The organism is Pseudomonas sp. MS646 (assembly GCF_036693845.1).
Classification (GTDB): Bacteria; Pseudomonadota; Gammaproteobacteria; order Pseudomonadales; family Pseudomonadaceae; genus Aquipseudomonas; species Aquipseudomonas chlororaphis_E.
Genome location: NZ_CP144763.1, coordinates 5,118,588 through 5,140,890 on the forward strand (window position 1 = coordinate 5,118,588; position 22,303 = coordinate 5,140,890).

General features: G+C 63.5%; 22 protein-coding genes. 10 read left to right on the forward strand and 12 right to left on the reverse strand.

What is annotated here, in order from left to right:
• Positions 1–120: 120 nt before the first annotated feature.
• Complete coding sequence (gene mqo / locus V3H56_RS22545; protein WP_042732369.1) at positions 121–1,629, forward strand: malate dehydrogenase (quinone); 1,509 nt, start codon at positions 121–123, stop codon at positions 1,627–1,629.
• Between the two features lie 115 nt (positions 1,630–1,744).
• Here mqo and V3H56_RS22550 read toward each other — a convergent pair whose 3' ends face one another.
• Together V3H56_RS22550 and V3H56_RS22555 are read right to left on the reverse strand one after the other, a co-directional pair.
• Positions 1,745–2,032 (reverse strand): PA4642 family protein, encoded by a 288-nt coding sequence (locus tag V3H56_RS22550; protein ID WP_042732370.1) that lies wholly within the window; start codon positions 2,030–2,032, stop codon positions 1,745–1,747.
• A gap of 61 nt (positions 2,033–2,093) precedes the next feature.
• Positions 2,094–2,579, reverse strand: a complete 486-nt coding sequence (locus V3H56_RS22555; protein WP_042732371.1) for a hypothetical protein — start codon at positions 2,577–2,579, stop codon at positions 2,094–2,096.
• A 177-nt stretch (positions 2,580–2,756) separates the two neighbouring features.
• Between V3H56_RS22555 and dauA the strand changes: the two genes are divergently transcribed.
• Complete coding sequence (dauA, locus tag V3H56_RS22560; protein ID WP_042732372.1) at positions 2,757–4,481, forward strand: C4-dicarboxylic acid transporter DauA; 1,725 nt, start codon at positions 2,757–2,759, stop codon at positions 4,479–4,481.
• A gap of 934 nt (positions 4,482–5,415) precedes the next feature.
• Here the strand turns inward: dauA and V3H56_RS22565 are convergent.
• Complete coding sequence (locus V3H56_RS22565) at positions 5,416–5,889, reverse strand: WbuC family cupin fold metalloprotein (RefSeq protein ID WP_042732258.1); 474 nt, start codon at positions 5,887–5,889, stop codon at positions 5,416–5,418.
• A gap of 3 nt (positions 5,890–5,892) precedes the next feature.
• On the reverse strand, positions 5,893–6,450 hold the full coding sequence (locus tag V3H56_RS22570; protein ID WP_042732257.1) for a hypoxanthine-guanine phosphoribosyltransferase: 558 nt from the start codon (positions 6,448–6,450) through the stop codon (positions 5,893–5,895).
• Between the two features lie 174 nt (positions 6,451–6,624).
• Here V3H56_RS22570 and upp point away from each other — a divergent pair, with 174 nt between their 5' ends.
• Positions 6,625–7,263: a uracil phosphoribosyltransferase gene (gene upp, locus V3H56_RS22575; RefSeq protein ID WP_042732256.1), complete on the forward strand. Its 639-nt coding sequence runs from the start codon at positions 6,625–6,627 to the stop codon at positions 7,261–7,263.
• 2 nt (positions 7,264–7,265) lie between these two features.
• Positions 7,266–8,540, forward strand: coding sequence for a uracil-xanthine permease family protein (locus V3H56_RS22580; RefSeq protein WP_047735965.1), 1,275 nt, complete (start codon positions 7,266–7,268; stop codon positions 8,538–8,540).
• A gap of 131 nt (positions 8,541–8,671) precedes the next feature.
• Here the strand turns inward: V3H56_RS22580 and hemH are convergent, their stop codons facing one another.
• Positions 8,672–9,697, reverse strand: a complete 1,026-nt coding sequence (gene hemH, locus V3H56_RS22585; protein ID WP_338473883.1) for a ferrochelatase — start codon at positions 9,695–9,697, stop codon at positions 8,672–8,674.
• A 13-nt stretch (positions 9,698–9,710) separates the two neighbouring features.
• Positions 9,711–10,610: a TIGR01777 family oxidoreductase gene (locus tag V3H56_RS22590; protein ID WP_042732253.1), complete on the reverse strand. Its 900-nt coding sequence runs from the start codon at positions 10,608–10,610 to the stop codon at positions 9,711–9,713.
• Positions 10,611–10,807: 197 nt separating this feature from the next.
• Between V3H56_RS22590 and V3H56_RS22595 the strand changes: the two genes are divergently transcribed.
• From V3H56_RS22595 to V3H56_RS22620, 6 genes are all read left to right on the forward strand, one after another.
• Positions 10,808–11,794, forward strand: coding sequence for an NAD(P)/FAD-dependent oxidoreductase (locus V3H56_RS22595; protein WP_047735967.1), 987 nt, complete (start codon positions 10,808–10,810; stop codon positions 11,792–11,794).
• 278 nt (positions 11,795–12,072) lie between these two features.
• Positions 12,073–13,035, forward strand: coding sequence for a 2-thiouracil desulfurase family protein (locus V3H56_RS22600; RefSeq protein WP_338473884.1), 963 nt, complete (start codon positions 12,073–12,075; stop codon positions 13,033–13,035).
• Positions 13,035–13,973 carry a MerR family transcriptional regulator gene (locus V3H56_RS22605; RefSeq protein WP_042730417.1) on the forward strand — a complete coding sequence of 313 codons (939 nt, stop codon included), beginning with the start codon at positions 13,035–13,037 and terminating at the stop codon, positions 13,971–13,973. The genes V3H56_RS22600 and V3H56_RS22605 overlap by 1 nt, the downstream gene beginning before the upstream one ends.
• 12 nt (positions 13,974–13,985) lie before the next feature.
• Entirely contained in the window at positions 13,986–15,428 is a 1,443-nt protein-coding gene (gene phrB, locus V3H56_RS22610) for a deoxyribodipyrimidine photo-lyase (protein WP_042730420.1), read from the forward strand.
• A gap of 141 nt (positions 15,429–15,569) precedes the next feature.
• Positions 15,570–16,340 carry an SDR family oxidoreductase gene (locus tag V3H56_RS22615; protein WP_042730416.1) on the forward strand — a complete coding sequence of 257 codons (771 nt, stop codon included), beginning with the start codon at positions 15,570–15,572 and terminating at the stop codon, positions 16,338–16,340.
• Positions 16,341–16,367: 27 nt separating this feature from the next.
• On the forward strand, positions 16,368–16,673 hold the full coding sequence (locus V3H56_RS22620) for a YkgJ family cysteine cluster protein (RefSeq protein ID WP_042730415.1): 306 nt from the start codon (positions 16,368–16,370) through the stop codon (positions 16,671–16,673).
• Positions 16,674–16,807: 134 nt separating this feature from the next.
• On the opposite strand, the gene V3H56_RS22625 is transcribed toward V3H56_RS22620, so the two are convergent.
• The 6 genes from V3H56_RS22625 to hemA all read right to left on the reverse strand — a co-directional run bounded on the left by V3H56_RS22625 (position 16,808) and on the right by hemA (position 22,191).
• Positions 16,808–17,326: an acyloxyacyl hydrolase gene (locus tag V3H56_RS22625; protein ID WP_042730414.1), complete on the reverse strand. Its 519-nt coding sequence runs from the start codon at positions 17,324–17,326 to the stop codon at positions 16,808–16,810.
• A 118-nt stretch (positions 17,327–17,444) separates the two neighbouring features.
• Complete coding sequence (murI, locus tag V3H56_RS22630) at positions 17,445–18,236, reverse strand: glutamate racemase (RefSeq protein WP_042730413.1); 792 nt, start codon at positions 18,234–18,236, stop codon at positions 17,445–17,447.
• Positions 18,229–18,984 carry a molybdopterin-synthase adenylyltransferase MoeB gene (locus V3H56_RS22635; protein WP_042730419.1) on the reverse strand — a complete coding sequence of 252 codons (756 nt, stop codon included), beginning with the start codon at positions 18,982–18,984 and terminating at the stop codon, positions 18,229–18,231. Before V3H56_RS22635 ends, murI begins: the two co-directional genes overlap by 8 nt.
• On the reverse strand, positions 18,978–19,808 hold the full coding sequence (gene prmC, locus V3H56_RS22640) for a peptide chain release factor N(5)-glutamine methyltransferase (protein WP_042730412.1): 831 nt from the start codon (positions 19,806–19,808) through the stop codon (positions 18,978–18,980). The genes V3H56_RS22635 and prmC overlap by 7 nt, the downstream gene beginning before the upstream one ends.
• Before the next feature lie 14 nt (positions 19,809–19,822).
• Positions 19,823–20,905, reverse strand: a complete 1,083-nt coding sequence (gene prfA / locus V3H56_RS22645; RefSeq protein ID WP_042730411.1) for a peptide chain release factor 1 — start codon at positions 20,903–20,905, stop codon at positions 19,823–19,825.
• Positions 20,902–22,191 carry a glutamyl-tRNA reductase gene (hemA, locus tag V3H56_RS22650; RefSeq protein WP_042730410.1) on the reverse strand — a complete coding sequence of 430 codons (1,290 nt, stop codon included), beginning with the start codon at positions 22,189–22,191 and terminating at the stop codon, positions 20,902–20,904. The genes prfA and hemA overlap by 4 nt, the downstream gene beginning before the upstream one ends.
• Positions 22,192–22,303: the final 112 nt, after the last annotated feature.

Here is a 22,303-nt window from a genome sequence, read left to right on the forward strand (position 1 = left end):
AATTGCGAAGATTCGGACATGGCGATCCTGGCCATGGGTACCTGGGGCACCACCACCTGCCCCGCCAATCCTGGCCGCTATGCCGACAATTTGGTGCTGCAGATTTTGGAGACGCGTTAAATGGCGCATAACGAAGCAGTCGATGTAGTTCTGGTAGGGGCCGGCATCATGAGTGCCACCCTGGCCGTACTGCTCAAGGAGCTCGACCCCGCGATCTCGCTGGAAGTCGTCGAGCTGATGGATTCCGGTGCCGCGGAGAGTTCCAACCCCTGGAACAACGCCGGTACCGGCCACGCCGGGCTGTGTGAGCTCAACTACACGCCCCAGGCAGCCGATGGCAGTGTCGACATCAAGAAAGCCGTGCACATCAACACCCAGTTCGAGGTGTCGAAGCAGTTCTGGACGTACCTGACCCAAAAGGGCACGTTCGGTTCTTCCAAGTCGTTCATCGCCCCGGTGCCGCACCTGAGCTTCGTCCAGGGTGAAAAAGGCGTGTCGTTTCTCAAGAAGCGCTTCGAGCTGCTGAGCAAGCACCATGCCTTCGCCGACATGGAATACACCGAGGACAAGGCCGTGATGGCCGAGTGGATGCCGCTGATGATGCCGGGCCGGCCAGCCGATGAGGTCATCGCCGCCACCCGCGTCATGAACGGCACCGACGTCAACTTCGGCGCCCTGACCAACCAGTTGCTCAAGCACCTGACCAGCGCACCGGACACCCAGGTCAAGTATTGCAAGCGCGTCACCGGCCTCAAGCGCAAGGGCAGTGGCTGGACCGTGAGCATCAAGGACGTCAATTCCGGCAGCACCCGCGAAGTCGACGCCAAGTTCGTCTTCCTGGGCGCCGGCGGCGCGGCCTTGCCGCTGCTGCAAGCCTCGGGCATCGAGGAAAGCAAGGGCTTCGGCGGCTTCCCGGTCAGCGGCCAGTGGCTGCGCTGCGACAACCCGGACGTGGTCAAGCACCACCAGGCCAAGGTCTACAGCCAGGCCGCGGTCGGCTCGCCACCCATGTCGGTGCCGCACCTGGACACCCGCGTGGTCGATGGCAAGAAATCCCTGCTGTTCGGGCCCTACGCCGGCTTCACCACCAAGTTCCTCAAGCACGGTTCGATCATGGACCTGCCGCTGTCGGTACGGGCCGGCAACATCGGTCCGATGCTGGCCGTGGCCCGCGACAACATGGACCTGACCAAGTACCTGATCAGCGAAGTGATGCAATCCATGGAACAACGCCTGGAATCGCTGCGGCGCTTCTACCCCGAGGCGAAAGCCGAGGACTGGCGCCTGGAAGTGGCCGGCCAGCGGGTGCAGATCATCAAGAAAGACCCGAAGAAAGGCGGCATCCTGCAGTTCGGCACCGAGCTGGTGGCGGCCAAGGACGGCACTCTCGCCGCCCTGCTCGGCGCATCGCCAGGTGCTTCGGTGACCGTTTCGATCATGCTGGAACTGATCGAGCGCTGCTTCCCGGACAAGGCCAAGGGCGAGTGGGCCACCAAGCTCGCGGAAATCTTCCCGGCCCGGGAAAAAGTGCTGGAAACCGACGCGGCGCTGTATCGCAAGATCAACGCGCAGAACAATGTCGCGCTGGAACTGGTCGAGCAAAGCAGCGAGACCCAAAGCTACGCTTGAGGCTCGCCCCATAAAAAACGCCCCGTTCTCCATGAGAGCGGGGCGTTTTTTATGGGTGACGTTTTGTGGCGAGGGCGCTTGCTCCCGCTGGCCTGCGAAGCAGGCCCATGATCAATCAGCCACGCGCCTTCTCGATCAATTCGATGTATTCCTCGGCGTTGCGCTGGTCCTGGACCAATGCCACGAAGTCGTTGCCGTGCTCATCCTTGCCATGGAGGTCGTAGCCGGCTTCGACGAAGAAGGTCAGGAACCGCTCGAAATCATCGACCCGCAGGCCACGGTAGCCCTTGATCAGTTTGTGCAGCGACGGCGAAGTGGCATCGACCGGTTCGAAATTGAGGAACAGCTTGATCTGTTCGTCGCCAATCTCGTCACCAATCACCTGTTTCTTGTCTTTACGCATTGCCGGCTCCAACTCGCACGATTCACGGGGCGGGCAGTTTACCCCCGGCAGGCCCCGAGGCTCAACGCGAGCGTTCGGCCCCGGTGTGCAGATCGGCCCAGATGTGGCCATTGGCGTAGGTGAGGAACTGCACATACACGGTGTTGTTGCGCAGCAGATCGATGACCACCCGGTATTGGGCCTGTGGATAAGTCAGGGTGAGGGTCTTGCTGGCCTCGTCGAAAACCGGCTTCTTCAGGCTTTTGCTTTCGCCGTCGAAGTTGAGGATCACCTGGTTGAGGCTCGCGCCCTTGTTCAGTGGCTTGCCCTTGAGGCGCACCAGCAAGGGTGAAGTGACCGGGATCGGCTGTTGATTGGATTGACGCTGATTGCCCAGCACCACCGAATAGTCGGTGACTTGCAGCAATTGCTGCTGTTCGGGCTGTTCCTGGCGCGCCACGAGGTCGTCGGGGGGCAGGAACTGGCTGTGCATCGGTGCGGCCATCGCCGTCAAAGGCAGGCTGGATATCAGCAGTACAGCGGCGCAACGGCGAATCGAGACAGGCATGGCAAGCTCCGGGGTCTTGGCCGGGCACTCTAGCATGAGCCTGGACGGTAAAAATAACGATCCAGATCAATACATCCGCGCAACGAGCACGGCATACTCAAAGAGCCATCAGCCCCGGTCTAGCGGTGCATGCCTTTGTGGCGAGGGCCAGTGCCAGCCCCCTTGCGAGGAGTATTCATGTCTTTCTCCGCCCCACCATTGTTTGCCGCCTGGCGCCAGAGCTGGCAGGCCGGTTATACCCTTGCGCGCCTGCGCGGCGACCTGGTGGCCGGGCTGACCGTCGGGATCATCGCCATTCCCCTGGCCATGGCCCTGGCGATCGCCGTTGGCGTGCCTCCGCAGCATGGCCTGTACACCGTGCTGGTGGCGGCGCCGCTGATCGCCCTCACCGGTGGCTCGCGCTTCAACGTGAGCGGACCGACGGCGGCGTTCGTGGTGATCCTGTTGCCCATCACCCAGCAATACGGCCTGGGCGGCCTGCTGTTGTGCACGATGCTGGCCGGCCTGATCCTGATCGCCCTGGGCCTGATGCGGGCCGGACGGCTGATCCAGTACATTCCCTACCCGGTCATCCTGGGCTTTACCGCCGGGATCGGCGTGGTCATCGCCACGTTGCAACTCAAGGACCTGCTGGGCCTGAGCAACGTCGGCCAGGCCCGGCACTACATGGAACAGCTCGGCGAACTGCTCATCGCCCTGCCCGGCGCCCGCCTGGGCGATAGCCTGATCGGCGTCACCTGTCTGGCGCTATTGATCATCTGGCCGCGCTGGGTGCCGAAAGTCCCCGGGCATCTGGTCGCTTTGCTGGTGGGCGCACTGCTGGGGCTGGCGATGGAGCGCTGGGGCTTGCCGGTCGCGACACTGGGCGAACGCTTCGGTTACGTGGTGGAGGGCGTCACCTACCCGGGCATCCCACCGTTTCTGCCAAGCTTCGACTGGCCCTGGCATCTGCCGGACGGCCAGGGCCACCCCCTGAACCTTTCCTATGACCTGATCCGCCAGTTGCTGGGCCCCGCCTTCGCCATCGCCATGCTCGGCGCCATCGAGTCACTGCTGTGCGCCGTGGTGGCGGACGGCATGACCGGCAGCAAGCACGACCCCAATGCCGAGCTGATAGGCCAAGGCCTGGGCAATCTGGTGGCGCCGCTGTTCGGCGGCATCACCGCCACCGCCGCGATTGCCCGCAGCGCCACCAATGTGCGCAGCGGCGCGTCGTCACCGTTGGCCGCGATCATCCACAGCCTGGTGGTGCTGCTGGCGATGGTGCTGCTGGCACCGCTGTTCAGCTACTTGCCCATGGCCGCGCTGGCGGCATTGCTGGTCATGGTTGCCTGGAACATGAGCGAAGCCGGGCATGTGCTGCACACCCTGCGCATCGCCCCGCGCAGCGACGTGCTGGTGCTGCTGACCTGCCTGGGCCTGACGGTGCTGTTCGACATGGTGCTGGCCGTCGCGGTCGGTCTGTTGCTGGCCGCCGGGTTGTTCATCAAGCGCATGAGTGAACTGACCGACAGCGCCGAACTGCCCCGCCACTTCCACCAGGCGTTGCAAGACATGCCCGAGCATGTGCGCTGCTATGGCATCCGCGGGCCGCTGTTCTTCGGCGCCGCCGAAAAAGCCCTGGATGTGCTACGCCGTTTCGACCCGGGGGTTCGGGTGGTGATCGTGGAGATGAGTGCCGTGCCGATGCTGGACATGACCGCGCTGGCCGCGTTTGAAAACATCCTGAAGGATTACCGCAAGCAAGGCATCGGCCTGATCCTGGTGGCGACCGCGCCGCGGGTACGCCTGAAACTGCGCCGCGCCGGCATCCATCGCGAGCAGCGCCAACTGGCTTATGTGAAAACGCTGGAGCAAGCGCGGATCAAGAGTGAGCGCTGGCTGCAAGCCCACTGCGCCTGACCTGTGGCGAGGGGGGCCGCTTCGCAGCCCAGCGGGAGCAAGCTCCCTCGCCACGAAAGCAAGCTCACACAAAACTCCTGTGGCGAGGGGATTTATCCCCGTTGGACTGCGTAGCAGGCCCAAAAAAGATCAATGCGGTCTGCCTGACACCCCCAGGCTTCAGTTCCAGGGGGCCGCTTCGCAGCCCAGCGGGGATAAATCCCCTCGCCACAAAAGCACTCGCCACAGCCCCCTCTTTTGCCTTGTTGGATAATGGGCAACCACACCGTGGCGAGGGAGCTTGCTCCCGCTGGACTGCGCAGCAGGCCCAAAAAGATCAATGCGGTGTGCCTGACACACCCAGGCGTCAGTTCCAGGGGGGCCGCTTCGCAGCCCAGCGGGAGCAAGCTCCCTCGCCACGAAAACAAGCTCACACAAAACTCCTGTGGCGAGGGGATTTATCCCCGTTGGACTGCGTAGCAGGCCCAAAAAAGATCAATGCGGTGTGCCTGACACACCCAGGCTCCTGCTCCAGGGGGGGCCGCTTCGCAGCCCTGCGGGAGCAAGCTCCCTCGCCACGAAAACAAGCTCACACAAAACTCCTGTGGCGAGGGGATTTATCCCCGTTGGACTGCGTAGCAGGCCCAAAAAGATCAATGCGGTGTGCCTGACACAACCAGGCGCCTGCTCCAGGGGGGCCGCTTCGCAGCCCAGCGGGGATAAATCCCCTCGCCACAAAAGCACTCGCCGCAGCCCCCTCTTTTGCCTTGTTGGATAATGGGCAACCACACCGTGGCGAGGGAGCTTGCTCCCGCTGGACTGCGCAGCAGGCCCAAAACGATCAATGCGGTGTGCCTGACACACCCAGGCTTCAGTTCCAGGGGGCCGCTTCGCAGCCCAGCGGGAGCAAGCTCCCTCGCCACAGAACCTCCGCAGCCGGTGCCCGATGCGGTGCTCAGTCGAACTGCGCCCGCATCCATGCCTGGTACTCAGCCACGCCAGGCTCGCCCTCGCGGGGTGCCCAGTGGGCCAGTTCGCCGTCGCCCACCGGGCGGTAGGGACCGGCCTTGCATTCGAACATCAGGCTGTCGGCTTCCAGCACCACCAGGCCGTGATACACGCCAACCGGCAGGTCGACGCCCAGGCAATCGCCGCCGGCCTGCAGGATGCGCTTGTCCACCACCGCACCGTCTTCATCGAAGATCAACACCCCCAGCCGCCCTTTAAGCACCAGCAGGGTTTCCGCCTTGTCGGCACTCAGGTGGCGGTGCGGAGGGATGTACGTCGAAGGCTGCAAGCCTACCGCCATGCGATGGCAAGGTTCGTCCATCTGATGAAAGTTGTGGTGCTGCCGCCCACGCGCGCTGGCGGCGGCTTTCCCGGCCACTTCATCAAACAACGCTTGATCCAGGAAGCTCGGCCGGTTCATCGATTACATCCCCTTGACCGCAAAAATACCGTTCGCGTTGCGCCAGTAGCCTTTGTAGTCCATGCCGTAGCCAAAGATGTAGCGGTCGATGCACGGCAGGCCGACGAAATCGGCCTTCAGGTCCGGACGGGCCTTGCGGTCGTGGTCCTTGTCGATCAGCACGGCGGTGTGCACCGCACGGGCGCCGGCATGCTTGCAGAAGTCGATGATGGCGCCGAGGGTGTGACCTTCGTCGAGAATGTCGTCGATGATCAGCACGTCGCGGTCGATGAACGAGACTTCCGGCTTGGCCTTCCAGAACAGGTCGCCGCCGCTGGTCTCGTTGCGATAACGGGTGGCGTGCAGGTAGGACGCTTCCAGCGGGAAGTTCAGGTAGGTCAGCAGCTTGCCGGAGAAAATCAGCCCGCCGTTCATGACGCAGAACACCACCGGGTTGGACTCGGCCAGTTGCTCGTTGATCTGCGCGCCGACACGGGCGATCGCCGCTTCGACTTCGGCTTCGGTGTACAGGCAGTCAGCCTCTCGCATGATTTGACGGATATGCTCGAGATCAGCGGACATGGCGCTCTCCAAGGGGGTTGAGGGGGCGGGAGGTTCAGAAAAGCGGGCAAAGGTACGCATCCCGCCCGGCCAGATCAAGCGTTTGTGGACTAACGTTCTGTATTGTCTATAGGACAACACCCTCGGATAGATTAATCTAGGCCGGTTTTTTTGCCCGCCGCCGGAGCCTTCCCCATGCCCATTCTCGAGATCCGCCATCCGCTGATCAGACACAAACTCGGCCTGATGCGCCGCGCCGACATTAGCACGAAGAACTTCCGGGAGCTTGCCCAGGAAGTCGGTGCCCTGCTCACCTACGAAGCCACCAAGGACCTGCCCCTGGAGTCCTATGAAATCGACGGTTGGGCCGGCAAGGTCCAGGTCGAGAAAATCGCCGGCAAGAAAATCACCGTGGTGCCGATCCTGCGCGCCGGTATCGGCATGCTCGAGGGCGTGCTGAGCCTGATCCCGGGCGCCAAGGTCAGCGCCGTGGGCGTGGCGCGCAATGAAGAAACGTTGCAGGCCCACACCTACCTGGAAAAACTGGTACCGGAAATCGACGAACGCCTGGCCATGATCATCGACCCGATGCTCGCCACCGGCAGTTCCATGGTCGCCACCATCGACCTGCTGAAAAAAGCCGGTTGCCGGGACATTCGCGCGATGGTGCTGGTGGCCGCGCCCGAAGGCATCCAGGCCGTGCAGGATGCGCACCCCGACGTGACCATCTACACCGCGTCCATCGACCACAAGCTCAATGAACATGGCTACATCATCCCGGGCCTGGGCGATGCCGGCGACAAGATCTTCGGCACCAAGCAGAAGGACGCCTGAGCATGCAGGATGAGTTCAACGATCCGCTCTGGCGCCAGGTACTGTCCGGCGCGCAGATGCTGTTCGTCGCCTTCGGCGCGCTGGTGCTGATGCCATTGATCACCGGGCTGGATCCGAACGTGGCGCTGTTCACCGCGGGCCTGGGCACGATCCTGTTCCAGGTCGTCACCGGGCGCCAGGTGCCGGTGTTCCTGGCGTCGAGCTTTGCCTTCATCACCCCGATCATCCTTGCCAAGGGCCAGTTCGGCCTGGCGGCGACCATGGGCGGTGTGATGGCGGCCGGCTTCGTCTACACCTTCCTGGGCCTGGCGGTGAAGATCAAGGGCACCGGCTTCATCGACCGCCTGCTACCGCCGGTGGTCATCGGTCCGGTGATCATTTCCATTGGCCTGGCGATGGCGCCGATTGCCGCGAACATGGCGATGGGCAAGGCCGGCGACGGCACCGAACTGATTCACTACCAGACGGCGATGATGATTTCGATGCCCGCCCTGCTCACCACCCTGGTCGTCGCGGTGTTCGGCAAAGGCATCTTCCGCCTGGTGCCGATCATTTCCGGCGTGCTGGTGGGCTTTGCCATGGCCTTTTTCTTCGGTGTCGTGGACACCGCGAAAATCGCCGCCGCGCCTTGGTTCGCCCTGCCGAACTTCACCGCACCGGCGTTCAACTGGCAGGCGATCCTGTTCATCGTCCCGGTGGCCCTGGCGCCGGCCATCGAGCACATCGGCGGCGTGATCGCCGTGGGCAGCGTGACCGGTCGCGACTACCTGAAAAAGCCAGGCCTGCATCGCACCCTGTTCGGTGACGGCATCGCCACCACCGCAGCCGGCCTCTTCGGCGGCCCGCCCAACACCACCTACGCCGAAGTCACCGGCGCGGTGATGCTGACCAAGAACTACAACCCGAAGATCATGACCTGGGCGGCCATCTTCGCCATCAGCCTGGCGTTCATCGGCAAGTTCGGCGCACTGCTGCAAAGCATCCCGGTGCCGGTGATGGGCGGGATCCTCTGCCTGTTGTTCGGTTCGATTGCGGCGGTGGGCATGAACACGCTGATCCGCCACAAGATCGACTTGGGCGAAGCGCGTAACCTGGTGATCGTGTCGGTGACCCTGGTGTTCGGCATCGGCGGCGTGCTGGTGGGCACCGGCACCGGCCCGGACGACTTCGGCCTCAAGGGCATCGCGCTGTGCGCGGTGGTGGCGATTGCGCTGAACCTGCTGCTGCCGGGCAATGACGGCTGGAAGCACAAGAAACCGGATGAGCCGCTGATCTGATAGATGTGCTGTCGGGTCGGGCCTCTTCGCGAGCAAGCCCGCTCCCACAGTGGATGCTGGATGGTCACAGAATGTGTGACACCCGAGGTCCACTGTGGGAGCGGGCTTGCTCGCGAAAGCGCCCTTGAATTTTATAGCGCCATCGGCGCCCGTTCACACAGAGTGCTCAATGCCTTCGCCCACTGCGGATCGTCATTGAGGCAGGGCACCAGCACCAACTCCTCCCCGCCCGCCTCGCGGAATTGCTCGCGACCACGGTCGCCAATCTCTTCCAAAGTCTCGATGCAATCGGCCACGAACGCCGGGCACATCACCAGCACTTTCTTCACGCCACTTTTGGCCAGTTCTTCCAGGCGCGCTTCGGTGTAGGGTTCGATCCACTTGGCGCGGCCAAGGCGGGACTGGAACGACACGGACCACCGCCCTTGCTTGAGCCCCATCTGCTGGGCAAACAGCTCGGCCGTGCGGATGCACTGGGCGCGGTAGCAGGTCGCAATGACCTCCGGTGGAGCGTTCTTGCAGCAGTCGGCGTCCTTGAAGCAATGAAACCCCGTCGGGTCGAGCTTGGTCAGGTGCCGTTCCGGCAGGCCGTGGAAACTCAGCAGCAGGTGATCGTGGTCCTGCATCAGGTAGGGCTTGGCGCTGGCGACCAGGGTGTCGAGGTATTCCGGCTGGTCGTAGAACGGCTGCAAGACCGAGAACTGCACGTTGAGCTTGTTTTCCCGCACCACTCGCCTGGCTTCCTCGACCACCGTGGTGACAGTGCTGTCGGCGAACTGCGGATACAACGGCGCCAACGTGATCTTCTGGTGCCCCTGGCTCGCCAGGCGCACCAGCGTCGACTCGATGGACGGCTCGCCGTACCGCATCGCCAGTTCCACCGGGCCCTGGGTCCACTGGGCGGTCATGGCCTGTTGCAGGCGGCGGCTGAGCACCACCAGCGGCGAGCCTTCGTCCCACCAGATCGAAGCGTAGGCGTGCGCCGACTGCTCGGGGCGCTTGACCAGGATCAGCGACACCAGCAAGCGGCGCACCGGCCACGGCAGGTCGATGACATATGGGTCCATCAGGAATTGATTGAGGTAACGGCGCACATCGGCCACCGAGGTGGAAGCAGGCGAACCCAGATTAACCAGCAGCAACGCGTGATCGGTCATGCAACGTCCTATTTCAAAGGCGGCTGGACAAGTCATCCAGGGCCGCGGGTAAATCGGTGAAGCGGAATGTGAAACCTGCCGCCTGCAATCGGGCCGGCGTGGCGCGCTGCCCGCCCAGCAACAGCAATGACAACTCCCCCAGCATGACTTTCAACGCAAGCTCCGGCATCGGCACCACGGCTGGCCGGTGCAACGCGCGACCCAGGGCCTTGGCGAAATCGCGATTGCGCACCGGGTTCGGCGCGCAGGCATTATAAGGACCGCTGGCGTCATCCTGGTGCAGAAGAAAATCAATCAGGGCGATTTGATCGTCGATATGAATCCATGGCATCCACTGCCTACCATTGCCGATTCGCCCGCCCAGCGCCAGTTTGAACGGCAGCGACAGCCGCGACAAAAGGCCGCCCTCGGCGGACAGCACCAGACCGGTCCGCACCAGCACCACGCGCAGGCCCAGGGCCTCGGCACGTTGCGCGGTTTCTTCCCAGGCGATGCACAACTGGCTGGCGAAATCCTCGCTCACCGGCCCGCAAGCCTCGGTCAACTCGCGTTCACCACCATCGCCATACCAGCCCACGGCGGAACCGGACACCAGCACCCGCGGTTTCTGCTCGCAACGTTCCAGCCACGCCAGCAATACTTCGGTCAGGGTGATGCGACTGCTCCACAGCAACATCTTGCGCTTGTGGGTCCAGGGACGGTCGCCAATCGGCGCACCGGCCAGGTTCACCACCGCGTCCACGGGCTCGACGATGTCATCAAGTCGGGCGATGCCCTTGACCTGCGCCCCGCAGATTTTCGCCACCTCTTCGGGGCGACGACTCCAGACCGTCAAGCGATGCCCCTGTCCCAACCACAGGCGGCAGAGCTGACGCCCGATCAAACCAGTACCGCCGGTCAGCAATATGTGCATGAGATGTTCCTCGCATCGCGTTTTACCCAGCCCACTAGTCTATTTTTATAAGCAGGGATTTTTCGTATCGGACAGGGTCTGTGTTTAACAATAGGACAACCTATCCGAACGCGAACGGTAAAACTTATACCAAAAACCCGAATTGTACAGGTTTAAACGACGGCGTAGTCTGTACAGAAAAGGTAAACGAGGCCCTCATGACTGTACCTATCGCAATCATCGGCACCGGCATCGCCGGACTCTCAGCCGCCCAGGCCCTGACGGAGGCCGGGCACATCGTTCAACTCTTCGATAAAAGCCATGGCAGCGGCGGACGCATGTCCAGCAAGCGCAGCGACGCCGGCGCGCTGGACATGGGCGCCCAGTACTTCACCGCCCGCGACCGGCGCTTCGTCACGGAAGTGCAGCGCTGGCAAGCCAATGGCTGGGCCGCGGAATGGAACCCGCAACTCTACAATTTCCAAGGCGGGCAACTGAGCCCCTCGCCGGACGAGCAGACCCGCTGGGTCGGCACGCCCCGTATGAGCGCCATCACCCGGGCCCTGCTCGGCACGCTGCAAGTGCAGTTTTCCTGCCGGATCACCGAGGTGTATCGCGGCCAGGAACACTGGCATCTGCAGGACGCCGAAGGCTTCACCCACGGCCCCTTCGGCCAGGTGGTGATTGCCACCCCGGCGCCCCAGGCCACCGCACTGCTAGCGGCCGTACCGAAGCTGGCCGGCGTGGCGGCCGGCGTGAAAATGGACCCGACCTGGGCGGTGGCCCTGGCCTTCGAAACGCCGCTGGACACCCCCATGGAAGGTTGCTTCGTACAAGACAGCCCCCTCGACTGGCTGGCCCGCAACCGCAGCAAACCGGGGCGCGACAGCACGCTCGACACCTGGGTGCTGCACGCCACCAGCGACTGGAGCCGGCAGCACATCGACCTGTCCAAGGAGGCGGTGATCGAGCACCTGCACGGCGCCTTCGCCGAACTGTTGCACAGCGCCATGCCCGCCCCGCACTTCAGCGTGGCCCACCGCTGGCTCTACGCCCGCCCCGCCGGCAGCCATGAATGGGGCGCCCTGGCCGATGCCGACCTGGGCCTGTACGTGTGCGGCGACTGGTGCCTGTCCGGCCGGGTCGAAGGTGCCTGGCTCAGCGGCCAGGAAGCAGCCCGTCGCTTGCACGCCAGCCTGCAGTAAACCGCCTCACCCGCCCTGCCCGCTGCTGTCGAAACGGACAGCAGCTCCTCTTTGAAAAAACATCGCCCATGCCCGCCTGCTCGCGAATGCGGTTCTCAAGCCGACAATGCTGTTGGCAGGTCCACCGCTATCGCGAGCAAGCTCGCTCGCCCAGGTACGAGGATGCGTGGCAGCCCTCAGGTCGGCAAAACCGTTTGACTTGTACAACTTCACCTCTATGATGAAACATATTGTACAAATTTCACTACCTGTACAAGATTATGTCATCCGAGGTGCCCATGCCCAACGAAGCCGTCGCCAAACCAAAAATCGCCATCAGCGCCTGCCTCATGGGCGCCGAAGTGCGCTACAACGGCGGGCACAAGCAATCGCCGTTGTGCAGTCGCACCCTGGTCGATTACTTCGATTTCGTGCCGGTGTGCCCCGAAGTCGCCATCGGCCTGGGCATCCCCCGTGAGCCTATCCGCCTGGTAGGCAACCCCACAGCGCCAAATGCGGTGGGCACGGTCAATCGCGAGCTCGACGTCACGCAACCGCTGGCCGATTACGGGCGGCAGATGGCCGGGGAGCTGGATGACATCTGCGGCTACATCTTCATGCAGAAATCCCCATCCTGCGGCTTGGAACGGGTCAAGGTCTACGCCCCCAACGGGGCGTCTCAGGACGGTGGCGGGCGCGGTGTCTACGCCCAGGCCTTCTGCGAACGCCATCCCGACTTGCCGGTGGAAGAAGACGGTCGCCTCAACGACCCCGTGCTGCGGGAGAACTTCCTCACACGGGTGTTCGCCTATGCCGCCTGGCAGCCCTTGCGTCGCCAGGGCCTGACCCGCCGCGACCTGATCGACTTCCATTCGCGCCACAAATACCTGCTGATGGCCCACAACCCGGCGCAATACAAAGCCCTGGGCAATTGGCTGGGCAACATGGGCAAGGAAGACCCCGATGAACTGGGCCGACGTTACTTCAGCGCGCTGATGAGCGCCCTGAAAAAATGCGCCACCCGCCGCACTCACACCAACGTGCTGCAACACCTGAGCGGTTACCTCAAGCGGGCCATCGGCACGGAGGACAAACAGGAGGTGCAGCACCTCATCGGGCAGTATCGCCTCGGCATCGTGCCCCTGGTGGTGCCGCTGACCCTGCTCAAGCATCACTTGCGCCTGCATCCCGACCCGTACCTGGCGCAGCAGGTCTACCTGCAACCGCACCCGGAAAACCTCAGCCTGCGAAACGCCATCTGATGAAGCGCCCAACCGATTCCAGTGCCAGCGAAGACCTCGGGACGGATTTCGCCGAAGCCTTGGCGCAAGGCTGGCTGCCGATCCGTGAAGTCGCCCGGCAAACCGGCGTCAACGCCGTCACGTTGCGTGCCTGGGAGCGTCGCTACGGCTTGATCGTGCCGCACCGCACCCCCAAGGGCCACCGACTGTTCAACGCCGAGCATGTCCAGCAGATCCAGAGCATCCTCACCTGGATCAACCGCGGCGTGGCCGTCAGCAAGATCAAGCCCTTGCTCGACACCCCGCAGCCGGCCGCCGAACCGTTGGAAAACGACTGGCAACGCCAGCGTCACGCCCTGGTGCAGGCGGTGACGCAACTGGCCGAGCGGCAGATCGACGACCTGGTCAACCAGGCCATGGCCCTCTACCCGCCCCGGACCGTGTGCGAGCAATTGCTGTTGCCGTTGTTGGCCGACCTGCAGTTGCGCTGGCAGGGCCAGTTCGGGGCGCAGTTGGAACGGGTCTTCCTGCACTCGTGGCTGCGCAGCAAATTCGGCAGCCGTATCTATCACAACAACCGCCAGTTGCGCGGCGCGCCGTTGCTGCTGGTCAACCATTCGGACCAGGTCCTGGAGCCGCACCTGTGGCTCACCGCCTGGCTTGTCAGCAGCGCCGATTGCCCGGTGGAAGTGTTCGACGGTCCGATCCCGCCAGGCGAACTGGCCCTGGCGGTCGAGCGCCTCGGGGCTCGCGGCGTGCTGCTGTACGCCAGCAACGCCATCAACCTGTCGCAACTGCCCCGGCTGCTGGTCGGTGTCGCCTGCCCGATCATCATTGCCGGCCCGGCCGCTTCGATTCACCACGCGCGGTTATCCACCGGTGTGTCGGCGATCGACGTGGCCTGGGCCGAAGACCCGCTATCGGCCTACCACGAACTGAGCCGCCGAGAACTTCTTTGAATGGAAAACAACATGCAATTGATCTGGCTACGCAGTGACCTGCGTCTGCACGACAACATCGCCCTGGCGGCCGCCGCAGCCAAGGGCCCCGTTGTAGCGGTGTACCTGCTGAGCCCAGAGCAATGGCGCGCCCATGACGATGCCCCGTGCAAGATCGATTTCTGGCTGCGCAACCTCGCGTCGCTGAGCGCAAGCCTGGGCAACCTGAACATTCCCCTGCTGATCCGCACCGCTGCGCACTGGGACCAGGCGCCGCAGGTGCTGCTCACGCTGTGCCGGGAATTGAAGATCAGCGCCGTTCACATCAACGAGGAATACGGCCTGAACGAAACCCGGCGCGACGCCGAGGTCGCCCAGGCCCTGGCCGGGGAAGGCATCGACTTCCACAGCCACCTCGACCAGGTGCTGTTCAAGCCCGGCAGCGTACTGACCAAGACCGGCAATTACTTTCAGGTGTTCAGCCAGTTCCGCAAGGTGTGCTACAGCCGTCTGCACTTTTCGCTGCCGGGCCTGGTGCCTGCACCGGTCCGCCAGGCCCCCACCGGCATTTCCAGTGACCCGGTGCCGACGCACGTCGAAGGCTTCGAGCGTCCCGGCCAGGCGCTGAGGGCACTCTGGCCCGCCGGTGAGCAGGAAGCCCGGCGGCGCCTCGATACGTTCGTCGACCAGCAGATCGACTATTACCAAAGCGAGCGGGACTTTCCCGCCAAACCCGGCACCAGCCAACTGTCGGCCTACCTGGTGGCCGGCGTGGTTTCGCCGCGCCAGTGCCTGCACGCTGCGTTGCAAGCCAACCGGGGCGAGTTCGAGAGCGGCAGCGCCGGCGCGGTCACCTGGATCAATGAACTGCTCTGGCGCGAGTTCTATAAACATATCCTGGTGGGCTACCCACGCGTCTCCCGCCATCGCGCGTTTCGTCTGGAAACCGAAGCCTTGGCCTGGCGCGACGCCCCGCAGGAACTGGCCGCCTGGAAGCAGGCCCGCACCGGCCTGCCGATCATTGACGCGGCCATGCGCCAATTGCTGGAAACCGGCTGGATGCACAACCGCTTGCGCATGGTCGTCGCCATGTTCCTGACCAAGAACCTGCTGATCGACTGGCGTGAAGGCGAGCGCTTCTTCATGCAGCACCTGATCGACGGCGACTTGGCAGCCAACAACGGCGGCTGGCAGTGGAGCGCGTCCACCGGCACGGATGCGTCCCCCTGGTTCCGCATCTTCAACCCGTTGAGCCAGTCGGAGAAGTTCGACTCTGAAGGGCGGTTCATCAAGCACTGGCTGCCGCAACTGAACGATCTGGACAACCAGCAGGTCCATAACCCAAACCGCCGGAACGGGGGCGATCTGTTCAGCGCGGTGGACTATCCCGCGCCAATCGTCGATCTTGGCCAGTCCCGCGCGCGGGCCCTGGCAGCGTTCAAGAACCTGCCGAAAAGGCAGGACACTGCCGTTTAGCCGCTGTGCGATTAGCGAACATAAATAATTGGCGTAAACAGTGTTTATTTAGGGCCCAGGCTTATAGTCTTACTAATCACATGGACTTCACGCGAGACCCCTATCAACCAGCACGCGGCCTTTCGAAAAAAGGAGTATGGAATGGATCGAAGTTCGCTCCCTCGGTATTGGTTGACCGGTGCCGGCAACGGCATTGGCGCTGCATTGGCCGAAGCGATACTCGAAACCGGCGCCCGCGTGGCAGTCAGTGCCTGCTCGGCACAAGCGTGCGAAGCCCTTTCGGCCCGTTATCCAGGACAAGTCCTCGCCGTGCCCGGCAACCTCAGTGACAGCCAGACCGTGCGCGAGATCGGCGAGACGATCGCCCGGCAATGGGGCGCCCTGGACCGGGTGATCCTAAACGCCGGCACCGCCGAATACGTCCACGGGCAGCCCTTGGAACAGACGATGATCGAGCACATCGTGCGCAGCAACCTGCTGGCCGCCAGCTTCTGCATCGAGACGGCCCGGCCATTGCTGGGCGCTGGCAGCTATCCGCACCTGGTGGGCCTTACCAGCCCCGTGACCTACCTGACGTCCTTGCAAGCCGCCGGTGGCAGTTCGTTGCGCGAACTGTTCGAGACGGCTCGCCAGACATTGGTCGCCGAGGGGACCGACGTGACGCTGGTCACTCCAGGGGTCGACAGTGCGTCACTGAGCGTCGACGACTGTTTCCCCAAGCCGGCCCATTGGTCGGCAGGCGATGCCGCGACCTACCTGCTCGGTCAATTGGCAGAACGCCCGGCCGAAGTGACACTCTCGGTCTCGTCCGTGTCGTCACTCTGGCCGCTATCGACTGCCGCCAACGGCCGTCAGGCCCAGGCCGCCCCCGGGGACTCGACAAACCGGTCGCCGATCAAGGGTCAACCCTGAGCACCCCGGTTGCCTTACACTGCGCGCATGAAAACCATCCCCCTCCATGACATCGCCACACCCGCCGTCACGTGTTCGACGTGTGCGGCATGCTGCTGCCAGTTGGAAGTGATGCTGATCACTGACACCGGGGTGCCGGAGCGTTTCATCGACACCGATGATTGGGGCGGGGAAGTCATGCGGCGGCTCGACGACGGCTGGTGCGCAGCCCTGGACCGCGACAGCATGATGTGCACGATCTACGAGAAACGCCCACTGATCTGCCGCGAGTTCGAGATGGGCGCACCGGAGTGCATTGAAGAGCGCAAGGCAATTGCGACGGCGTATCGCTAGGACAGACTTATCTGCAATAAACCTGTGGCAGCGCGCCTGCCCCCGAAGAGGATTCGCCAGGCACCCTGACGGTACCTGATTCAACCTCTTCGCGAGCAAGCTCGCGTCCACAGTGAGGGTCTTGCGGTATGACGTTACAGCGGCATTGTGTAGTGAAGCGCGAAGCTTTCCACACCGTCGTTGGTCGACTTGATGCCAGCGTTGGAGTAATGCGTGGCGCGAATGCCCACTTCATGCCCGCCATTGAAGCGCAGGCCGAGGCCGATACGGTCTTCAAACTGGAATGCCGTGCCGAGCTTGTTGCTCTCCACTTCAGTGTTGGCAAACAACGCAACGCCGACACCCGCCTCGATGTAAGGCTTCACATTCTCACCGGCGAACTCATAAACGAATACCGGCGAGAACGACAGGCTGTGGTTGCTGGAAGTCTCGTCACCTTCCCAATAGGTGTAGGCACCGCTCCAGTAGCCGGTCAGACGGCCGACATCGCTCTGCAACCAGCTTTTATCCCAATCGAACTGCATCCCCAAACGATACGTCATGGTCGAATCGCTGGTCTGGCCAATGCCAAACTCCACGCCAGCCGCCTGTGCGGTGTAGGTGTGCCCCAGTAGTGCAGCCGCAAGCGCGGCAAAGCAGAATAAGCGCTTCATTAGAAACATCCTTTTCCGAACAGACTTAGTAGTTAGTTTTTTGTTACAAACAGACAAAGCTATAGAAATCCGCGCTGAAGCAGAAGTTCAGCACTTTTTACAGAATTTTCACATTTTCTTACAGGCCGAAGCTTCGCACAACGCCAGACGATTGCCATAGCATTGGTAGGATTTTTCCTAAATGTGTCGGGTCTGCGCTACTCCAGAATTGAGTTTCGCTGGGCGGCCCTTCGGCCAGCAGCGCCCGATCCGCCAGCAGGCGCTGGAGCTGACGGGCCACGGCGGCACCGGTGTCGATCAGGCTGATGTGCGGCGCAATCATTTCCTGGAGCAGCGGCTTGAGGAATGGATAGTGGGTGCAGCCCAGGATCAATGTGTCGCATCCGGCGGCGAGCAACGGCTCGACGTAGTGTTGCAACAGTTGACGCAGGGCCGGGCTGTGCAAGTCCCCCGCCTCGATCATTTCCACCAGCCCCGGGCACGGCTGGGTGATGACCCGCACATCGGCGGCAAAGCGGTCGAGCAGCGCCGCGAACTTGGCGCTCTGCAAGGTGCCCGTGGTAGCCAGCACACCGACGATGCCGCTGCGGGTGGCGGCCGCCGCCGGCTTGACCGCCGGCTCCATGCCAACGATGGGCCACTGCGGGAAGTCGCGACGCAGGTCGGCCACCGCCGCCACCGTTGCAGTGTTGCAGGCCACCACCAGTGCCTTCGCGCCTTGGCCCAGGAGAAAGTCCGCAATGACCGCGCAGCGCTGGCGGATGTATTCCGGGCTCTTCTCGCCGTAGGGAATATGCCCACAGTCGCCAACGTAGAGCAGGGATTCATTGGGCAACAGCCGCCGGATCTCCCCCAGCACCGAGAGCCCGCCAACACCGGAGTCCATCACGCCGACCGGCGCTTCACTCATGACGGCCACCGCAGACGCTGCAACCGGGATCGCGCTTGACCCGCAGTTCGCGAAACCGCGAGCCCAGGGCATCGATCAGCAGCAAGCGACCCACCAGCGGCTCGCCAAAGCCCACCAGCAGCTTCAAGGCTTCAAGGGCCTGCAGGCTGCCGACCAGCCCGACCAGGGGCCCCAGCACCCCGGCTTCGCTGCACGTCAGCTCGGCCTCGCTGCCGTGGCCGTAGAGGCAGTGGTAGCAAGGGCTTTCGGCGCGCCGTGGGTCGAAGACCGACAACTGCCCTTCCAGGCGAATCGCCGCGCCGCTCACCAGGGGCTTGCCTGCCGCGACACAGGCGGCGTTCACCGCTTCGCGGGTGGAAAAATTGTCGGAGCAGTCGAGCACCAGATCCACGGTCGCGACCGCGGCGGCCAGGCTGTCGGCATCCATCGCTGCCCGGTGCGGCACCAATCGAACCTCGGGATTAATCGCCGCCAGGCGCCGCATCGCCGAGTCGACCTTGCCCAGACCGACGCTGTCGGTGTCGTGGATGACCTGGCGTTGCAGGTTGGTCAGGTCAACCGTGTCGAAATCCGCCAAGTGCAGTTCGCCAACGCCGGCGGCCGCCAGGTACAGCGCCACCGGTGCGCCGAGACCGCCAAGGCCGACGATCAATACACGGCTCTGCTTGAGGCGCAACTGACCGTCGATGTCGACGTGTTGCAGCAGGATCTGCCGGCTGTAGCGCAATAATTCCTGATCGTTCAGCACGGCAGGCACCCCAGGCTGATGCGTTCATGGCCGCCCAGGTCCTTGCGGCTGTGGACCTCGCGCAAGCCTTGGGCCTGCAACAGGTCTCGCACCGCCGCGGCCTGGTCGTACCCGTGCTCGAGCATCAGCCAGCCGCCGGGTTCGAGATGGGCCGGTGCCTGGGCAATGATGTCGCGCAGGTCATCCAGCCCGTCCTGGCCGGCCACCAGCGCACTGGCCGGTTCGAAACGCACGTCGCCTTCGGCCAGGTGCGGATCGGTGGCGGCAATGTAAGGGGGGTTGCTGATGATCAGCCCGAACCGCTCGCCTTCCAGCGCACTGAACCAGTGGCTGCTCAGCACCATGACGTTGCGCAGGTCCAGGCGCTGGCGATTGCGCTCGGCCAGGGCCACGGCCTCCAGCACCCGGTCTACCGCCGTCACCTGCCAGGCCGGGCGCTCGCTGGCCAATGCCAGGGCGATGGCGCCGCTGCCGGTGCCGAGGTCGAGGACCCGCGCCGGTGCGGCCGGCAACAAGGTCAGCGCGGTTTCCACCAGCAGTTCGGTGTCGGGACGCGGGATCAATGTATGGGGGGCGACTTCCAGGTCGAGTTTCCAGAAGCCCTGTTGCCCCAGGATGTAGGCCACCGGCTCGCCGGAACGGCGGCGGCGCAGGTATTCGGAGAACAGCAGCGCGGCTTCGCTCGGCACGATCCGCTCGGGCCAGGTGTGCAGGAAGCTGCGGGACTTGCCCAGCGCAGCCGCCAGCAACAACTCGGTATCCAGGCGCGGCGTGGGTGAATCCGGCAACTCGGCGGCGCGTAACAAACTGGCGATGATGGTCATGTGTTCACCTGTGCTTAATCGCCAATCGCCGCCAACTGGTCGGCCTGGTACTCGGCCAGCAACGGCTCGATGACCGCATCGACCCCGCCGGCAAGAATGTCGTCGAGGGAATACAGGGTCAGGTTGACGCGATGGTCGGTGACCCGGCCCTGGGCGAAGTTGTAGGTGCGGATCCGCTCGGAACGATCCCCGGAGCCCACCAGCAATTTTCGCTCGCTGGCGATGGCGTTGGCGGCGGCGCTGGTCTGCTGGTCATTGAGCTTGGCCGACAACCAGGCCATGGCCCGCGCCCGGTTCTTGTGCTGGGAGCGCTCTTCCTGGCACTCGACCACGATGCCCGAGGGCAAGTGCGTGATGCGGATCGCCGAGTCGGTCTTGTTGACGTGCTGGCCGCCCGCCCCGGAAGAACGGTAGGTGTCGATCCGCAGGTCCGCCGGGTTGATCTCGATGGCTTCCTGCTCGTCCGGCTCGGGCAACACCGCCACGGTACAGGCCGAGGTGTGGATGCGGCCCTGGGATTCGGTGGCCGGCACGCGTTGCACGCGGTGGGCGCCGGATTCGAACTTGAGCTTGCCGTAGACGTTGTCGCCCTCGACCCTGGCGATGACTTCCTTATAGCCGCCGTGTTCGCCTTCGTTTTCCGAGAGGATCTCCACGCGCCAGCCGCGCCGTTCGGCGTAACGCGAATACATGCGGAACAGGTCGCCGGAAAAGATCGCCGCCTCGTCGCCACCGGTGCCGGCGCGAATCTCCAGGAACACGTTACGCCCGTCGTTCGGGTCCTTGGGCAACAGCATGCGTTGCAGGCGGCTTTCCAGCTCGACCAACTGTTCCTTGGCCTCGCGGACTTCCTCCACCGCCATTTCCCGCAGGTCCGGGTCGCTGTCCTTGAGCAGCGCCTGGGCGCTTTCAAGGTCGCCCTGCACTTTGAGCAACTGCTTGTAAGCCACGACAATCGGCTCGACCTCCGCGTACTCCTTGGAATAGGCGCGGAATTTGTTCTGGTCGGAAATGACTTCGCCGTCGCCCAACAAGGCGGTCAGTTCTTCGAAGCGGTCCTGGAGAATGTCCAGCTTGTTGAGCAGTGACGCTTTCATTGCGTTTTTTTATCCGAAAAGCTATCCGGTGAACCCTCACCGAGGGCAAACAGTTCCTGGGCCATGGCCAGCGCATCGAGACGGCCCTCGGCGGTCAGCTTCTTGAGCTGGACACTGGGGGCGTGGAGCAGTTTGTTGGTCAGGCCGCGCGCCAGTTGCACCAACACCTCTTCGGCACTGCCGCCGTTGGCCAGCAGGCGCTGGGCCTTTTGCAGTTCTTCGTCGCGCAGGCGTTCGCTCTGCTGACGGTACGCCTTGAGCACATCCACCGCCGCCAGCTCGCGCAGGCGCACCATGAAGTCCTCGGCGCCGACGGTGATCATCTCTTCCGCCGCCTGGGCCGCGCCCTGCCGACTCTTGAGGTTCTCGGCCACCACCTCGTGCAGGTCGTCGACGCTGTAGAGGTAAACGTCGTCCAGCTCGCCGACTTCCGGTTCGATGTCCCGTGGAACGGCGATGTCGACCATGAAGATCGGTTTGTGCTTGCGCAGCTTCAGGGCGCTTTCCACCGCGCCCTTGCCCAGGATCGGCAATTGGCTGGCGGTGGAACTGATGACAATGTCGCTGTGCACAAGCTCGGCGGGAATGTCCGACAGCAGCACCGCGTGGGCGCCGAACTGTTCGGCCAGGATACTGGCGCGCTCCAGGGTCCGGTTGGCGACGACGATGCGCTTGACCCCCAGGTCGTGAAGATGGCGGGCGACCAGGGTGATGGTCTCGCCGGCGCCGATCAGCAGCGCCTGGCTGCGTTGCAGGTCGCTGAAAATCTGTTTCGCCAGGCTGACGGCGGCAAACGCCACGGACACCGGGTTCTCGCCGATGGCGGTGTCGGTGCGCACCTGCTTGGCGGCGTTGAACGTGGCCTGGAACAGCCGCCCCAGCAGCGGGCCAACGGTTCCGGCCTCGCGGGCCACGGCGTAGGCCGACTTCATCTGGCCGAGGATCTGCGGCTCGCCCAGTACCAGCGAATCGAGGCCCGAGGCCACGCGCATCATGTGACGAACGGCCGCATCGTCTTCGTGCACATAGGCACTGGCACGCAGCTCTTCGAGGCTCAGGTCGTGAAAACCGGCCAGCCAGCGCAGTACCGAATCGGCCGAAACGTGATCCTGTTCTATATAAAGCTCGCTGCGGTTGCAGGTGGAGAGGATCGCGGCTTCGCGGCTGTCGGTCAGTCGGCAGAGCTGCTGCAGGGCCTCAACCAGCTGCTCAGGCGTAAAGGCCACGCGCTCGCGGACGTCTACTGAAGCAGTCTTGTGGTTAATACCAAGTGCAAGGAAGGCCATTCAAGGTCGCTGATGGTGACGTGAAGCCGGCAATTGTCCTACTTCGCCAGATTCAGAACAACCACTCGATCTCTATCGCCCGACACCCGCGCGTAAATCGACGGGGCGGTTA

What these genes read in the sequence shown, in the direction of transcription:
- mqo (WP_042732369.1), top strand. Translation starts at nt 121, where the DNA reads ATGGCGCATAACGAAGCAGTCGATGTAGTTCTGGTAGGGGCCGGCATC.
- V3H56_RS22550 (WP_042732370.1), bottom strand. Translation starts at nt 2,032, where the DNA reads ATGCGTAAAGACAAGAAACAGGTGATTGGTGACGAGATTGGCGACGAA.
- V3H56_RS22555 (WP_042732371.1), bottom strand. Translation starts at nt 2,579, where the DNA reads ATGCCTGTCTCGATTCGCCGTTGCGCCGCTGTACTGCTGATATCCAGC.
- dauA (WP_042732372.1), top strand. Translation starts at nt 2,757, where the DNA reads ATGTCTTTCTCCGCCCCACCATTGTTTGCCGCCTGGCGCCAGAGCTGG.
- V3H56_RS22565 (WP_042732258.1), bottom strand. Translation starts at nt 5,889, where the DNA reads ATGAACCGGCCGAGCTTCCTGGATCAAGCGTTGTTTGATGAAGTGGCC.
- V3H56_RS22570 (WP_042732257.1), bottom strand. Translation starts at nt 6,450, where the DNA reads ATGTCCGCTGATCTCGAGCATATCCGTCAAATCATGCGAGAGGCTGAC.
- upp (WP_042732256.1), top strand. Translation starts at nt 6,625, where the DNA reads ATGCCCATTCTCGAGATCCGCCATCCGCTGATCAGACACAAACTCGGC.
- V3H56_RS22580 (WP_047735965.1), top strand. Translation starts at nt 7,266, where the DNA reads ATGCAGGATGAGTTCAACGATCCGCTCTGGCGCCAGGTACTGTCCGGC.
- hemH (WP_338473883.1), bottom strand. Translation starts at nt 9,697, where the DNA reads ATGACCGATCACGCGTTGCTGCTGGTTAATCTGGGTTCGCCTGCTTCC.
- V3H56_RS22590 (WP_042732253.1), bottom strand. Translation starts at nt 10,610, where the DNA reads ATGCACATATTGCTGACCGGCGGTACTGGTTTGATCGGGCGTCAGCTC.
- V3H56_RS22595 (WP_047735967.1), top strand. Translation starts at nt 10,808, where the DNA reads ATGACTGTACCTATCGCAATCATCGGCACCGGCATCGCCGGACTCTCA.
- V3H56_RS22600 (WP_338473884.1), top strand. Translation starts at nt 12,073, where the DNA reads ATGCCCAACGAAGCCGTCGCCAAACCAAAAATCGCCATCAGCGCCTGC.
- V3H56_RS22605 (WP_042730417.1), top strand. Translation starts at nt 13,035, where the DNA reads ATGAAGCGCCCAACCGATTCCAGTGCCAGCGAAGACCTCGGGACGGAT.
- phrB (WP_042730420.1), top strand. Translation starts at nt 13,986, where the DNA reads ATGCAATTGATCTGGCTACGCAGTGACCTGCGTCTGCACGACAACATC.
- V3H56_RS22615 (WP_042730416.1), top strand. Translation starts at nt 15,570, where the DNA reads ATGGATCGAAGTTCGCTCCCTCGGTATTGGTTGACCGGTGCCGGCAAC.
- V3H56_RS22620 (WP_042730415.1), top strand. Translation starts at nt 16,368, where the DNA reads ATGAAAACCATCCCCCTCCATGACATCGCCACACCCGCCGTCACGTGT.
- V3H56_RS22625 (WP_042730414.1), bottom strand. Translation starts at nt 17,326, where the DNA reads ATGAAGCGCTTATTCTGCTTTGCCGCGCTTGCGGCTGCACTACTGGGG.
- murI (WP_042730413.1), bottom strand. Translation starts at nt 18,236, where the DNA reads ATGAGTGAAGCGCCGGTCGGCGTGATGGACTCCGGTGTTGGCGGGCTC.
- prmC (WP_042730412.1), bottom strand. Translation starts at nt 19,808, where the DNA reads ATGACCATCATCGCCAGTTTGTTACGCGCCGCCGAGTTGCCGGATTCA.
- prfA (WP_042730411.1), bottom strand. Translation starts at nt 20,905, where the DNA reads ATGAAAGCGTCACTGCTCAACAAGCTGGACATTCTCCAGGACCGCTTC.
- hemA (WP_042730410.1), bottom strand. Translation starts at nt 22,191, where the DNA reads ATGGCCTTCCTTGCACTTGGTATTAACCACAAGACTGCTTCAGTAGAC.